Annotated in this window: 17 protein-coding genes; 4 read left to right on the top strand and 13 right to left on the bottom strand. The window is 57.4% G+C overall.

All coding sequences use genetic code 11. From position 1 onward, the window contains the following. Positions 1-120 precede the first annotated feature (120 nt). Positions 121-1,341 (top strand): Na+/H+ antiporter NhaA, encoded by a 1,221-nt coding sequence (gene nhaA, locus AC6LJ2_RS07430; protein WP_498151095.1) that lies wholly within the window; start codon positions 121-123, stop codon positions 1,339-1,341. A gap of 63 nt (positions 1,342-1,404) precedes the next feature. On the opposite strand, the gene AC6LJ2_RS07435 is transcribed toward nhaA, so the two are convergent. The 3 genes from AC6LJ2_RS07435 to AC6LJ2_RS07445 form a co-directional block, all read right to left on the bottom strand. Further along, positions 1,405-2,253, bottom strand: a complete 849-nt coding sequence (locus AC6LJ2_RS07435; protein ID WP_263912934.1) for a lysozyme inhibitor LprI family protein — start codon at positions 2,251-2,253, stop codon at positions 1,405-1,407. Between the two features lie 29 nt (positions 2,254-2,282). Further along, a complete protein-coding gene (locus AC6LJ2_RS07440) occupies positions 2,283-3,494 on the bottom strand; it encodes a COG3904 family protein (protein ID WP_498151096.1) in 1,212 nt (403 codons plus the stop codon). Between the two features lie 78 nt (positions 3,495-3,572). Continuing rightward, positions 3,573-4,214, bottom strand: coding sequence for an N-acetylmuramoyl-L-alanine amidase family protein (locus tag AC6LJ2_RS07445; protein ID WP_498151121.1), 642 nt, complete (start codon positions 4,212-4,214; stop codon positions 3,573-3,575). Between the two features lie 418 nt (positions 4,215-4,632). On the opposite strand from AC6LJ2_RS07445, the gene AC6LJ2_RS07450 reads away from it, so the two are divergent. The 3 genes from AC6LJ2_RS07450 (at position 4,633) to AC6LJ2_RS07460 (ending at position 6,866) form a co-directional block, all read left to right on the top strand. Beyond that, on the top strand, positions 4,633-5,418 hold the full coding sequence (locus AC6LJ2_RS07450; protein WP_025136604.1) for a 3-hydroxybutyrate dehydrogenase: 786 nt from the start codon (positions 4,633-4,635) through the stop codon (positions 5,416-5,418). A gap of 140 nt (positions 5,419-5,558) precedes the next feature. Next, positions 5,559-6,221, top strand: a complete 663-nt coding sequence (gene tenA / locus AC6LJ2_RS07455) for a thiaminase II (RefSeq protein ID WP_498151097.1) — start codon at positions 5,559-5,561, stop codon at positions 6,219-6,221. A 6-nt stretch (positions 6,222-6,227) separates the two neighbouring features. Continuing rightward, a complete protein-coding gene (locus AC6LJ2_RS07460; RefSeq protein ID WP_498151098.1) occupies positions 6,228-6,866 on the top strand; it encodes a hypothetical protein in 639 nt (212 codons plus the stop codon). Between the two features lie 117 nt (positions 6,867-6,983). Here the strand turns inward: AC6LJ2_RS07460 and AC6LJ2_RS07465 are convergent, their stop codons facing one another. The 10 genes from AC6LJ2_RS07465 to AC6LJ2_RS07510 all read right to left on the bottom strand — a co-directional run bounded on the left by AC6LJ2_RS07465 (position 6,984) and on the right by AC6LJ2_RS07510 (position 13,850). Further along, a complete protein-coding gene (locus AC6LJ2_RS07465; RefSeq protein WP_498151099.1) occupies positions 6,984-7,385 on the bottom strand; it encodes a zinc-ribbon domain-containing protein in 402 nt (133 codons plus the stop codon). Positions 7,386-7,394: 9 nt separating this feature from the next. Further along, positions 7,395-8,174, bottom strand: a complete 780-nt coding sequence (locus tag AC6LJ2_RS07470) for a hypothetical protein (RefSeq protein WP_498151100.1) — start codon at positions 8,172-8,174, stop codon at positions 7,395-7,397. A 374-nt stretch (positions 8,175-8,548) separates the two neighbouring features. After that, the gene (locus tag AC6LJ2_RS07475) at positions 8,549-8,953 is read right to left on the bottom strand and encodes a hypothetical protein (protein WP_376139485.1); all 405 of its coding nucleotides are present in this window, start codon (positions 8,951-8,953) and stop codon (positions 8,549-8,551) included. Positions 8,954-9,010: 57 nt separating this feature from the next. Continuing rightward, positions 9,011-9,370 (bottom strand): hypothetical protein, encoded by a 360-nt coding sequence (locus AC6LJ2_RS07480; protein WP_498151101.1) that lies wholly within the window; start codon positions 9,368-9,370, stop codon positions 9,011-9,013. Positions 9,371-9,558: 188 nt separating this feature from the next. Next, positions 9,559-10,020 carry a DUF4279 domain-containing protein gene (locus tag AC6LJ2_RS07485; protein ID WP_498151102.1) on the bottom strand — a complete coding sequence of 154 codons (462 nt, stop codon included), beginning with the start codon at positions 10,018-10,020 and terminating at the stop codon, positions 9,559-9,561. Positions 10,021-10,545: 525 nt separating this feature from the next. Then, positions 10,546-10,839, bottom strand: coding sequence for a hypothetical protein (locus AC6LJ2_RS07490; protein WP_498151103.1), 294 nt, complete (start codon positions 10,837-10,839; stop codon positions 10,546-10,548). A gap of 100 nt (positions 10,840-10,939) precedes the next feature. Continuing rightward, positions 10,940-11,296 carry an Imm2 family immunity protein gene (gene imm2, locus AC6LJ2_RS07495; RefSeq protein ID WP_498151104.1) on the bottom strand — a complete coding sequence of 119 codons (357 nt, stop codon included), beginning with the start codon at positions 11,294-11,296 and terminating at the stop codon, positions 10,940-10,942. A gap of 116 nt (positions 11,297-11,412) precedes the next feature. Further along, entirely contained in the window at positions 11,413-11,835 is a 423-nt protein-coding gene (locus tag AC6LJ2_RS07500) for a hypothetical protein (RefSeq protein ID WP_498151105.1), read from the bottom strand. A 174-nt stretch (positions 11,836-12,009) separates the two neighbouring features. Further along, on the bottom strand, positions 12,010-12,492 hold the full coding sequence (locus AC6LJ2_RS07505) for a DUF6911 family protein (protein ID WP_498151106.1): 483 nt from the start codon (positions 12,490-12,492) through the stop codon (positions 12,010-12,012). An 845-nt stretch (positions 12,493-13,337) separates the two neighbouring features. Beyond that, positions 13,338-13,850, bottom strand: coding sequence for a transposase (locus AC6LJ2_RS07510; RefSeq protein WP_498151107.1), 513 nt, complete (start codon positions 13,848-13,850; stop codon positions 13,338-13,340). Positions 13,851-13,979 lie beyond the last annotated feature (129 nt).

Raw genomic sequence — 13,979 nt, forward strand, 5'->3', positions numbered from 1 at the left:
TTTCCGATAGTTGGCATGACGTTCACCGAAATTCCCGATTTTTGACGGCCAGCCACCACCTTTAAGGTAAAATTCAGCTTCTTGAATTGAATCGCTTCAAAGGCAATAAAGGATGCTCCAGTGACCCTGCAGGCCCCCCAATCGTCGTCCCGGCCCGTTTCATTTCTGCAGGCGTTTCTTCGCTCCGAAGCCCTTGGCGGCTATGTGCTGATGCTGGCGGCCGCGGCCGCCCTGGTCATCGCCAACGGCCCGCTGGCGCCGCACTACTTCGACGTCCTGGGCACCAAGCTGGGCTTCCAAGCCGGCCCCGTCAACCTCAAGGAATCCGTGCTGCACTGGATCAACGACGGCCTGATGGCCGTGTTCTTCCTGCTGGTCGGCCTGGAAATCAAACGCGAAGTGCTCGACGGCCAGTTGCGCGGCGTGTCCCGCATCGTGCTGCCCGGCATCGCGGCGCTGGGCGGCATGGCGATGCCCGCCCTGATCTACGTGCTGATCAACCTGGGCAGCCCCGACACCCTGCGCGGCTGGGCCATTCCCGCCGCCACCGACATCGCCTTTGCGCTGGGCATCCTGGCGCTGCTGGGCAGCCGCGTGCCCACGTCGCTCAAGATCTTCCTGACCGCCCTGGCCATCCTGGACGACCTGGGCGCCATCGTCATCATTGCGCTGTTCTACACGTCTGAGCTGAACCTGTTCGCGCTGGCCATGGCCGGTGCCCTGCTGGCCTGCCTGTTCTGCCTGAACCGGGCCGGCGTGCTGCGCCTGACGCCCTACCTGCTCATCGGCGCGGTGCTGTGGTTTTTCGTGCTGAAGTCCGGCGTGCACGCCACGCTGGCCGGCGTGGCGCTGGCGCTGAGCATCCCGCTGCGTCCGCAGAATCAGGGGCACGCCGGGGCCCATTCGCCGCTGCATGCGCTGGAACACGCGCTGCACAAGCCCGTGGCCCTGCTGATCGTGCCGCTGTTCGGTTTTGCCAACGCCGGCGTGTCGTTCGCCGGCATGGGCCTGTCCAGCCTGGCGCAGCCCGTGCCGCTGGGCGTGGCGCTGGGCCTGTTCCTGGGCAAGCAATTGGGCGTCTTCGGCTTTGCCTGGCTGGCCATCAAGTCCGGCATGGCCAGCCTGCCGCGCCATGCCAGCTTCACGCAGCTGTACGGCGTGGCCTTGCTGTGCGGCATCGGCTTCACGATGAGCCTGTTCATCGGCGCGCTGGCCTTTACCGACCCGGCCGCCATCGATGCCACCAAGATCGGCGTGCTGACCGGGTCCGTGGCCTCGGCCGTGGTGGGCTTCCTGCTGCTGCGCGCCAGCGGCAAGCTGGTGGCGGACACGCCCGCCTGATCGGGCGGTACTGCGCCCCCATACCGCCCACAACCAGGCGGCGCGCCAAGGCCTGACGCCGCGCTACTTGCCGGCGGATGTCGGGTTCGACAGGGGGAACGTCTTGTCCGTCAGGCAGGCCTGCAGCCACGTGTAGTCGTCGCTGTCGTCGATATCCACGGCCAGCTTGGGCAGGGGCGACTTGGGGTAATCGATCTTGCGTACGTCGGGGCCGGTGTTCCAGTGCGCATCGTCCGCGATGCTGCCCGGGCAGTTGGCGTCATTGCCATTGAACGAGCACGAGGCCACCGGCACCGGCTTGTTGTCCACCAGCCTGGCCACATAACGCTGCACGTAAACAGATCCCGTGGCCCAGTAGTCGTCCACGCTGCAGAGACGGTCGTTGTTCTGGTAATGGCGGCTTGCAAAGCAGCCGTAGACCTCATACGGCGGCAACACGTCGCAAGACACGTCATAGCCCGAGAACGGCCCGCCCGTGAACTGCTTGCGGAATTCCCGCTGGCGCAGCGCCGCACCGATCATGGCGGGCGTGGCGCTGTTTTTCGGATGCGCCTTCAGGTCTGCCGTGCGAGCCGCGATCAGCTTGGCCGCGATGCTGCCCGGCGTGGCGTCATCATCCTGCAGCGAATCCGGGTTGTCGGCCAGCCGTTCCAGCGCACGGTCACGCGCGTTCACCCATTGCCGCTGGCCATCCTTGATCGCCGTGCGGATCTCGTCGTCGGGCGCCTGCTTCAACAGCGCCGCGTAGGCCCGGTTCAGCTCGGCATCCGCCGCCACGGCCTTGCGGTCAGAGCAGATCAATTTTTCGGCCGGTGTGCCGGCCTTCTGGCAATTGATGGCCATGGCCTGCGCGGACATCAGCCCCAGGCCCACGACGCACAACAGCTGCGTCGCGCGGATTTTCAAACGCATTGCAATGCTCCTTGGCATCGGCCGCTGCGTCAGCGGCTGATGACTTCGCTGTCTTCCATGACGATGCGGTAACGGTTGCGCAGGTCAAGGACGTAAGTGAAATTCGACGTCCCGGTGGCGGTCTTGCCGCGCTCCGGGCTGGATACCTTGTAGTCATACAGGCCGACCACCATGCACATCTGGTCCTGGCACTTGGCCTTCAGCGAGTTCTGGTCCACCACGAAGCGGCGCACCGGCCAGCGCGCGAAATACGCCTGCTTGTCGGCCAGGATCTCGGACTTCGGGCGCTTCTTCTTGAAGTAGTCGACCGTATCGGCGTAGAACTCCCGCGTGAAGTTCATGGCTTCTTCATTGGTGCCGCTACCCGCCTGGATCATCAGGGCGGCGGCATTGATCGCCTTTTGCTCGTCGGAAATCGCGGCGGGCGCGGTTTCCTTGGGCATCTGGGGATTGGTCACCGGCGCGGGCGCCGACTGGGCCGGGGCAGGGGCGGACTGAGCCGGCTTGCGCGGCGGCAGGCGCGGTTCGTCGTCGGGCACCTGGGCCTGCGACGGCGCGGCAGCCGGTTGCTGCGCAGGCGCCGGCACGGGTGCGCTGCGCGGGGCCGCCTGCTGCGGCGCGCTGCTGGCCGTCTGCACGTTGCCCGTGCGGTTGATGCCGTACTTGATGATTTCCTGCGGCGAGAAAAAGTACATCTCTTTGGACGGCGTGCTGAACATGATGCCCAGCACGTCGGCCGACACGCCGTACTTCGGCAGCGTCGCCACGATGTCCGACACGCCGAACTGCGCCTGCTCGCCGGTCATTTCGGGCGCGGTGATCTGATGCACGCCCAGACGGCCCTCGGCCAGGCGCTGACGCCCGGCGAAGAACACGAACGCGCAGGCCGACGCACAATAGCTGTCTTTGGGAATGTAGGTGTTCAGCCCGCGTTCGTAGACCTCTTCGGCCACCACCAGCCCGATATGGACCAGGCCGCCGCCGTTGTTCTGCAGGATGAGGGTGGAGATGGTCGGATGCTCGCGCAGCGCCTTCTTCAGGTTCAGCATGTCGTTGGCGCCCACCGCGCCCACGTAGATCAGCAGATTGGGCTGGCTGGGCAGGAAGAAGAACGGCCCGTAGCGCTCAGGTTCTTCTTGCCGCGGCGCGCCCGCCGGCGTCTGCGCCGTGGCCGGCGACAGGGCCGCCAGGGACATCGCCACGCTCAACCCTACTGCCGTCAGTGTCTTTTTCAGCATCATCAGTCCTTATCCACGGAACGCCTATTGCAGCGGATTTTATCCATCCCGCCGGGCAATGCCACCCCGCGCCGCCCGCCGCTAGCGTTTCTGGCAGGCGTGCGTACCGTCCGCGATGGCCTGGGCCAGGCGCTGGATGGTCTCAGGCATGGCCAGGCGAGCCTCTTCGTCGGGGTTCACGATCACACCGGCTTCAACCAGCACGGCCGGCATGGCCGCGGTCTTCAGGACCGCCAGGCCATCGTAGCGATGCACGCCCAGGCGGCGGTCCAGCAGCGGGCGATTTTCGCCCGCGATCGGTTCGGCGTGGTACAGCGACGGCTTCTCGCCGGCCGCCACCAACGCCTCGCCGATGGCGCGAGCGCAGCGTAGGCTGTCTTCGTACTTGGGATTGAGCTGCGACACAAAGATGGCAAAGCCCGCGAATTCCCGCTGGCGGCCCGCATCGATGTACTTCTGCTGCATCGAATCGTGATGGATCGAAATGAAGAAGTCCGCATCCGGCGCCGTCAGCGCCCGCCGGCCCAGCGCGATCTCGGCGCCATCGGCCGACACCCTTGTCACGCGGTCGCCCAGCAGCTTCAAATCCGTGGCCACTGCGCCGCTCAGGTCCAGGTTGTACTGATATTCGACCCGGCCGCTGGCGCCCGTCGCGCCCGGTTGCCTGGGGGTATGGCCCGTGTCCACCACGATGTAGGCCGCCTGCGCCGACAGCGCTGCCAACCCCAGGCAGGCCCCGGCTGCCAGCCGGCGCGCCACGCGCCCTGCCCTCGATCCCGCTGCCCCGACACCCACCTGACCACTCATGACTGATGACACGCTTGTCTTCGCTCTGTAAGAAATGAAGGCCCCTGGGTCTGTCGCCGGGCCTGAATCCGGCGGATTCTCGCGCAGCCGGCGCCAACCGGCAATGACCGATTTCGGCCCGCGGGCCCGCTTGGTAACAGCGCCTGGGACGCTGCACGGCCCGCCCTGACATGCGACGCCCGCCGCAGCCCGCCCGGCGGAAGCAAATGACATAAAAAGTTACCCTGCCCGGGCGTTCAGGCCGCTCTCATCCGCAAGCGCTACCATCAAGACATGCCCCACGCATCCGCGGGCGCTACCCGGCCCGCGGCATCCTTACCCGGAGGTTCCCAGCATGAGCAATCTGAACGGAAAAGTCGCGGTCGTCACTGGCGCTGCCAGCGGCATCGGCAAGGAAATCGCGCTGACGCTGTCGCGCGCCGGCGCCGCCATCGCCATCGCCGACCTGAACCAGGCTGGCGCCGACGCCGTGGCCCGCGAAATCGAACAGGCCGGCGGCAAGGCCATGGGCGTGGCCATGGACGTCACCAACGAAGACGCCGTCAACCAGGGCATCGACCGTGTGGCAGCGGCCTACGGCAGCATCGACATCCTGATCTCGAACGCCGGCATCCAGATCGTGAACCCCATCGAGAACTTCGCATTCTCGGACTGGAAGAAGATGCAGGCCATCCACGTGGACGGCGCCTTCCTGACCACCAAGGCCGCGCTCAAGCACATGTACAAGGACAACCGCGGCGGCGTGGTGATCTACATGGGCTCGGTGCATTCGCACGAAGCGTCGCCGCTCAAATCCGCCTACGTCGCCGCCAAGCACGCCCTGCTGGGCCTGGCGCGCGTGCTGGCCAAGGAAGGCGCGGCCCACAACGTGCGCTCGCACGTCATCTGCCCCGGCTTCGTGCGCACACCCCTCGTCGAAAAGCAGATTCCCGAGCAAGCCAAGGAACTGGGCATCAGCGAAGAAGACGTGGTCAAGAAAGTGATGCTGGGCGACACCGTCGACGGCGTCTTCACCACCGTCGAAGACGTGGCGCAGACCGCGCTGTTCCTGTCCACCTTCCCCAGCGCCGCGTTCACCGGCCAATCGTTCGTGGTCAGCCACGGGTGGTACATGCAATAAGGCGGTCGGCTGGGCCATGAGCCTGCCGGCCCTGGCATCACGCCGGCCAGCCAGCGCCCGGCCCCAGGTCTTGGTACCCTTGAGCCCGTCACGGCGGCGCGCACCCTGGCGCGTCGCCCGTTTTTGCCTTGAGGAATGCCATGACTTTCAGCTCTGAAGCCTGGGCGCGCAATGCCGCGCTGTACGACAAAACGCGCTCCATGCCGTTCAACCAGGAACTGGCCAGCGGCCAGCTCAGCGAGCAGGCATTTCGCCACTACATGATCCAGGACGCCCATTACCTGCTGGCCTTCGGCCGCGCCCTGGCCGTGGCCGCCGCCAAGGCCGACCATGCCGACGGCGTCGTGCAATTTGCCGACGCCGCCAAGAACGCCGTGGTGGTCGAACGCAGCCTGCACGAAGGCTTCATGAAGCAATTCGGCATCGACGCCCAGACCTTTGCATCCACCCCGCTGTCGCCCGCCAGCCACCACTACACCAGCTTTCTCATCGCCACCGCCTGGAGCGCGCCCTACCCCGTGGCCCTGGCCGCGCTCTTGCCGTGCTTCTGGATCTACGCCGAAATCGGCCGCGACATCCACGCGCGCGCCACGCGTCCCAATCCGTACAGCGCGTGGATCGACACCTACGCAGGCGAAGAATTCCATACCTTGGTGCGCAAGGTGATCGCATCGGTAGACCAGGCGGCCGACAAGGCCTCGGCGCAGACGCGCGAGGATATGCATCGTGCCTACACGCACGCGGCGCAACTGGAATGGATGTTCTGGGACTCGGCGTATCGGTTGGGGGAATGGCCGGTTTGATCGCCCATGAACACGACGTTTCAATCCATCGGAAGCAGCATGCAATCTCATCGTCGTAGCAATCGGGTCAGCGGACAGGCTCCTGCGGCAATCAAGCCGTGGGGTCGCATTGCCCTGGCGGCATCCGTCCTATTCTTGGCCGGCTGCTCGTCAGCCGCCTTCAAGCAGATCAAGTCCTATGACCCCGCAGCCGATGCGCGTTTGCGCGTCTACTGGGGGCCTTACGTCACGGTGGCGTTCAACCAGAACTGCCAAGGCCGCGTCGAAGGCGGGCCCGCTTATCGGACGATCGTGCTCAAGGCAGGGCCGTCATGGGTCGGCAGCGAAAAAGCCAGAACCCTCGGCATGCCCTTGCCCGAAATTCATGACAAGTATTTTGCGGAATACGCCGTGCCCGCCAACGTGCCCATCCTGATCGGCCGTTCAGGTGGAGGCGTCGATTACCGACCTTCTGTCATCATCACCCAACCGACCTTCGACGAGCGGGTCAGCGTCACGTTGCAGCCCGGCAAAGACTACGAAACCCACTTCATCGGTGGCACCGTCACGGTGCGGGAGCTGGTGACCGCGGACGGGGCGGTCTCTACACGCCCGCTGCCCGCCGACCAGATAACGCCCTGCCCGGTGCCGGTCAAGGGACGTTGATGGCAAATGCGCGTTGACCGTCTGCCGGGGGGCTGGCGGTCGACACGCAGCATGGTCGGTGCTTGCGGCCAGCCGACCGTAGACCTGCCCGAATCTGTTGAGATCCGACCCGTGCATTCAATGGTCGCGTTCCCACGGGTTGGACAGCGGCGGCGGCGGAGCGTGCCGCTTGGGCGGCTTGAGCGGTTTGCGTACGGCATCCGCCCCGGCCCGCTTCGCGGCCAGGCAAACACCGCATACGGCCCCCACGATGACCGACGCGGCTATCAGCAGGTAACGCTCGCGCTGATCCAGATAGATCCGCATTTCCGACATCAAGGCATAGCGCAGCAACCAGCCTAGCCCAAGGCCAACCACCGCGCCAATACCCGAGAACATCCGCGCGTCGACCCAGAACGCCGCGCGACGGTATGACACCGCGTCGGCGCTGTCGGGCTGTTGATGCAGCGACGTGCCGCAGGCCGTGCAACGCAGCGCGGTCTGTGAATTCCGGGTATGGCAATTAGGGCATTGGGACATGGGGGGGAATCACTTGCCATAGGCATCGCGCGGTTCGGCCAGGCGGAATAGCCCGGTCTTGCCGCACTGGTACGGATAGGCCTCGGTACAACGCTTGCGCATCGTATGCACCAGCTTGTTGGCGATATCCGCCGCAATGCGCAGGCCATCTGCGGCCGGGCCTCGATTGGAAAAATCACGCAGTGAAATCGGGTAGGTGTCTTCGTCATAGCCACGGTATTCACCCGACTCGGCGTCGTACAAACGCACCTTGATGCCGACCGACGGCCCGTACTGCTGATAGCCGCCAAAGCCACCCGGCTCACCCAGCGCCACGACGTACTTCGCCCCGATGGCCGCCGCATCTTCCTTCAGTGCCTGCGGCCGGGCGGACTTCGGGTCCTGCTTGCGCAGCTTGAATGTCGCCTTGATGCCTGCCGCATCCATGGCACCCGGCAGTTCGTCGTTCAGCGCCTTGCACACGGCCTCGGCCGCATACAACGCCGGCAGCGCGGTGCTGGCGCCGATCCATCCGGTGTCGTCGATCTCTTTCTGGAAATCGCAGTCAGACGTGTAGATCAGCACCGGGCTGAGTACTTCGTCGGGCGCGGGATTTGTCGCCAACGGCTTGGCCGGCGAACCCATGATGAAAGCGCAGCCAGAGGTCAGCAGCGATAAGGCGGCAGCGGCCGCCAATTTGAGGGCTTGCATGATCGTGGTGGTATCCGATGAAGGCGATCTTGAATGGGTGAAATTCGCCCTGTTTGGTGGCAAGGTTTGGAAAACAAGAAAATCTTGGCGTCGATCCAAGTATTCCGACCCATCGTCCCAAGCCGCTGTATCACCGAGCCGCCATGCGGTCGATCGCTATCAGGCTGCAAGTTTCTAGTACTTACTGAGTACTAACGGCGGAGGGGCAGGGATATTAAGTGCTGCGGCTGGGTCGCCAGGGCCAGCAGCCAATCTATCGCGTGAGCGCGGGTAGCTCAATCAGATAAGTCTGAGATTTATCTTCGAGGGTGTGATTCTCATGAGTCAGTGCGAGAGATGCCAGTCTTGCTGAGATGAGCGCCTTGTCAAGAGAGGCATGGCTGTCCGGTGATGTTGGCCGCCGGCACGGATTGCCAGGCGCAATGCAACACTCAGGAAGAAAGCGTCAAAGACGTAGTCTGAAACCTTATTTTCTATTCAAACCGCAATGCCAATGCGGTCTCATCCTGATAAGCGTGCATGAATCGGGTCAAGATGATTTCCACAAATTTTGCGATTAGACATTTTGCTGTCTCGATGCGTACACCATTCAAGTAGAAATCAAACTCCACTCCCGGCTCTTTCAGTGTCCAGCTAACAAATATATCGTCATCAGAAGCTAGCCAAAATTGAACGCGGCCAGCTTGCGGACGCACTGTTTGCTTGACCGAGCCTCGCCAGTCAAGCTCGACAGGTCCACCTTCCTCATTCCAGCTTGTTATTTTTTCCGTTGCCGGATTGACCAAACTTGCTCCCAGTTCAGACAACACATCCGCAACAAGTGGAAAGGCATTGTCAAATGAATCTGGAATTAACACGCGACAGAGCTTGGTAGGCATTTTTTATTCAGCTTAGGATCAAAAAAACAATCTCACACCCGACTTTTGCGTTGCCCGCTACGGAGTATTTATCGGGAACATATTAAGAATGTTCCTAAGTGCAAAATGTGCATTTCCCGCGGGCGCCCAGAATTTTTTCTGATCTCCTGCACAGATGATTTCCGCCATTCGCTTGCCTTCACTTGCGGCCAAACCCTCATCCAGAACGGTCGAGACATCTTGCAGCTTATCCAGATGTACTGATGACAATCTACTATCCAACTTGCCAATCAAAAACTGATCGGTAAGTAGGGTCCACACCGCATCGCTCGCCCAAAAAATGAAGAGAGGTGCGCCGAAATCGGCAGCGGCTTCTTCAACACTCTTAGCGGCGCTGTCATTCGTTGATGAAAAATGCTGCCAAGCATAGCTCTTCAAGCAGAGCTTTTCTGCGCGCCACAGAATACGGTTCTTGTACCACTCTGACTGTCTCATTCAATCAACCTGGAAGACTATGAACCACATCTAGAAAATAATTTAACGCCAAATACTCTGACCAGAAATATGGTGTCAACTACGCCTTCGAGGCGCTGCCTATAGTCCGAGTACGTAGCCCTACCCACTTCCTACTCATTCGGAAAATATATATCAAATGAGCACTCCAAATTCAAATCTGCAAGCGACTTCATTTGTTCAGGCCACAAAACAGGTCCCGAATGACCGAGTTTGGACAGCCACACGCATTTCAGCGTGATTTTTACTCCTTTCAAATTTTGAACTGCCTTCCATCCATCAGCACATAGATTTAATTTTCCAACCAACCAGTCTATATGATCACGAAGGTCTTTCGAACCCACGAATTCTTCCGATGATAAAAACCATGCCGAGTACTTTACGTACCTTGCCATCCCCCGATGATTCACGACCTTTTCACCAGCCACGTTCAGCTTCGACGGCGCAAGCCCTAAAATACTGGTGATTTCTTCAGGATGGTTTCCTTCTGGAAAAATCATCAATCTGACGAAACAGCTATCACAAGATTCAAATGTGGAATTAATCTGGGTAATTCTCGATGCAATATTCATCATTACCGAAAACGTAGTTCTACACCTTATTTTGGAGTTAAAGCCTTCCGACATTCAGGACATGAGATTGCCACAAATGTCCTATCAACTCGTCGGAATTCAAATAGCGCGAGAACGTATGCCGATCTCGACTAGCTGATGACGCGTTATAGGATTCGGTAGGTTCATCCCATTGGGACTCACAATCTTCACACATGACAAACGACCTCTTGCCATCCTCCTCAGCCGCCACAAGGATTCTCCCCTGTCCGCAAATTGGGCAGATTTCATTAACAACAGCGTAATGTATATATGTCATGGCGAGGTGCTTCAAGCGAGGCCGGTAGATACCCAAAAACCTAGTGCGTCAGACATCATATTTTTTTGGCGATGAAAATAAGGCGTCAGACTACGTTTTCCGGGACGTTCGCCAGAATGAAAATGCAGTCTGACACCTTATTTGAAATAGGTTTCCCTGAAAATTCGTGGGACACCTCAGGGTCAGATACCTAATCCTTTTATGGGCAAAACGGTATCCTATTTTTCTTTTTAATCCTCGCCATTTCGCTGCTCTATTCTTCTGCTCTTTAGCCATCCGCGTGGATAGGGCGTCCGCTCAAAAGGGCGAATACCTAACTGTGCCGCCCTTGCAGAATACCCACCGATCAGCGCAAAAACAAATCCCACGCAATACACCCAACCGGTATCCCAAATCTCGAAATCGAGAAAAATAAAAGCCAGCCCAATTACCAAGATTGGATATCTAAAGACAGGCGACAAATTGCCTTCCTTGATAAAAAGGCGATAGCAAAAATCAATAGCATTGTTTATTCTAATTTGCATATCTATTTTTCAGAAGTTCGCTTGCTTCTGGAATATAGGGTGTCAAAGTACATTTTCCAGGACACTCATCAGACTGAGAACTTAGTTTGACACCTTATTTTCAGGAGATAAATCCCAGGATTCTCAAGTCACTTTTAAGCTCGCTCGCGTCTTCCGCCGGAATTTTTTTCAGCATATCGGAAAGCTCGTTTTCATCAAATATTTTTCTGATAGCGCTTCGGTGGTATTCCTGAATGTTCTCCTTAGCGCGCCCAGCGTCAAGTATCAGAGAGAGCACCTCAAGCATTAGCTTCTCCACTGGAGTGTCAAAGGAATTATCGAATTCACTATATGCATAACCCACCTCACTCTCCCCCTCCGACCATCGACTTTTGTGATTTAGCTTGGTCCTGCAATAACCATAATAGCGACTCAAAAAATACTCGCGTAATTCTCTATAGGTTGTAATTTCTTCCATTACGCCCCCCCTTTTTGGGGACACAGCAAAGCGTCATTGTTGTCATGAAAATAAAGGTGCCAGACTACGTTTTCCAGGAAGTTCACCAGAATGAAAATGCAGTCCGACACCTTATTTTATTCTTCAACATCATGCTCTTTTCGCTCACTTAGCACATCCACAAATTTCCCTAGATCGATGCTATTTCCATAAAAAGAAACAGGTGTGTTTTTTATAGCCAGGTCGAGTCGATGCGAATTTTTCTTGTAAGGCTTGCGAAGCCTGACTTGTCTGTAGCTATACACAGTTGCTGAGAAAAAGCAGACGATTACACACTTATCGTAGAGAGTAACTCTATAGAAAGCGCCTCCCCAACGCAGCGAAGAATCGCCAAAACTGGCCGCTACGCGCACCTCCCCCAAACGAACGCCACACTCAATTTCAGTCTTGCGTTTTACCCCCGGAATATAGACAAACAATCCGTAGGCAACGAGCGCGAGAAAAGACAAATATGCAAAGGCCTCAGCCGGGCTAAAAGTTGTCGTGTAGATTGGTGTCATCTCTTTGCGGGTAGGATATGGGATAAAGTATCAGACCACTTTTTCGAGACCGCCTGCGGGCCGTGGATAAAACCGATCGGTCTAGAGATAATTCGAGTGCAACACTAAATTCATCACCCGCATTGCGGTCGCAGGTTGACACCTTGTTCCACGTTATTTTCAACAGGCTTATTTTTAATCTCGCATGATTTCCCTGGAAATATCCCCAAGCATTACAAAATCTATAAACAATTGAGAGACAAGGGAAAAATCAGATGTTATGGCTGATATTGGATATGGCTCACCGAGCACGGGCACTAAACCCCTTTCCGTAGAAGTTGTAAGTGTCCGAACCAAGCCCTCTCCATCTTCCGCATTTTCCTCAAGCATTAAAAGATATTTGAAACCATCCACATAGAGGCGGAGCCTGCTAGGTCCGACCTCAGCTGGCGGCTCTAATCGCGCGACCAAGGCTCCAGACCGATTGTTAGAAAACTCTTCCAGACGCGACTTAAGGGCCTCTACGCTTGGATTGATCAGAGCTGCGAATTGCACGCGCCCGTTCTTGGCATCAATTAAATACCCTCCAACCGTCACAATCATCACAAGTCCTTTATATATTTCATCCCTGGAAGTCAAAAATATTGGAACACCATCTTTTGTAGTGAGGATAGTCACAAAAAATAAGGTGTCAGACTACGTTTTTCGGGACGCTCACCGGGCTGAAAACGCAGTCTGGCATCTCATTAATTACCTACCACCTCTCATTAGAATCGCGGACAAAAGAGCGGCTATCGGACTCACAGTCAAAATTAGCTTCTCCCAGCCCACCAATCTCTCCATGGAAGGAAATATATATTTGGAATCAGTCAATATCACACCGAGCAGAGGAAAAACAACAAATTCGAATATCACGCCTGCCACAAAAATTAAAAACACAAAAAGCAAAAGCGCCACAAAAAATCTCTTACTGATTATTTTAAACATGACCTACCGATTTTCCTTCTTCCCCAATTATTCAGGAGGATATTGACGACACTATTGGTTGCTTCCGACCCCAAAGCCCCACTTGCGGCGCCTGCCGCCCAAGGCCAAATGCTTGAAGGCGAATATCGAGACAACCCCATTCCCAAAAAGCAAATAAGGTGCGATAAGATGTCAGACTACGCTTTTCGTGGCCGCCCATGGGCCTTGGATACAACCAATCGACTACAGCTAAACGCTTAGCGGGAAAGACGGTATCTTATTCGTTACACGCTATCGACCCATAGACTTTCTATAGGATCGCCATGTGCACAGAAAAGTTATCGCACTAGCAAACGGCACAAGTTTCAACCATATATAAATTCTCTCCCAGCCGCCCACACTATAATCCCCACCCCCACCTATCCAAGCCAATAAAGGCATCGCTATAAATTCCGCAACCAAACCCAATGTTGAATAAAACATCAACAGCGTGGAAAAATAAAATAACGCAGCTCGAATTGTTAATCTCATCAAAATAGGGTGTCAGACTACGTTTTTCACGGCTGCCCATGAGCCTTGGGTACAACCCGTCGCCCCAGAGACAGTTCAAGTGCTGCTTTGAACTCATCATCCGCTGTCGGATGGCCTTCTCTACTCGCTCGGCGCATCAATGCCAACTCATCCGCGGATTCCTGGCTCCGCACATAATCTTGATATGTCATGCGGCGCAGCCTCTCGTCGACGGCCAATGCCAAATACACTGGATGCAGATCAAGCCTAGAGCTATCACATAACCCCATCCTCGCCCGATAGCTGGACCACTGATAGTCTTCGCAGCGCGCGACCATCCCCGCCCTGACGGGATTGAGTTCTATATATCGCATACAGGCCAAAAGGTAGGTTTCTGTCTGGACGACGCTCGATTTATATCGAGATTCCCACAGAGAGCCAGATCGCCTCGACCGGTCATTGAAGCGCCGAGTCGCACGCCTAACGACCTCTTTCATTAGTCGAGCTACCCCACTCACGTCATCGCCAGGCGTAAGTAGAAGATGCACGTGATTCGTCATCAGTCAGTAGGCGTGCAACTGCACGCCTAGTTCGACTTTCTTCTCATTGAGATCAGCCAGGTACGCGCCGTAATCATCCGCCGACACAAATACCGCTTGACGGCTGTGACCTCGCTGAACAACGTGATG

The organism is Achromobacter sp. 1014246743, from assembly GCF_059760725.1.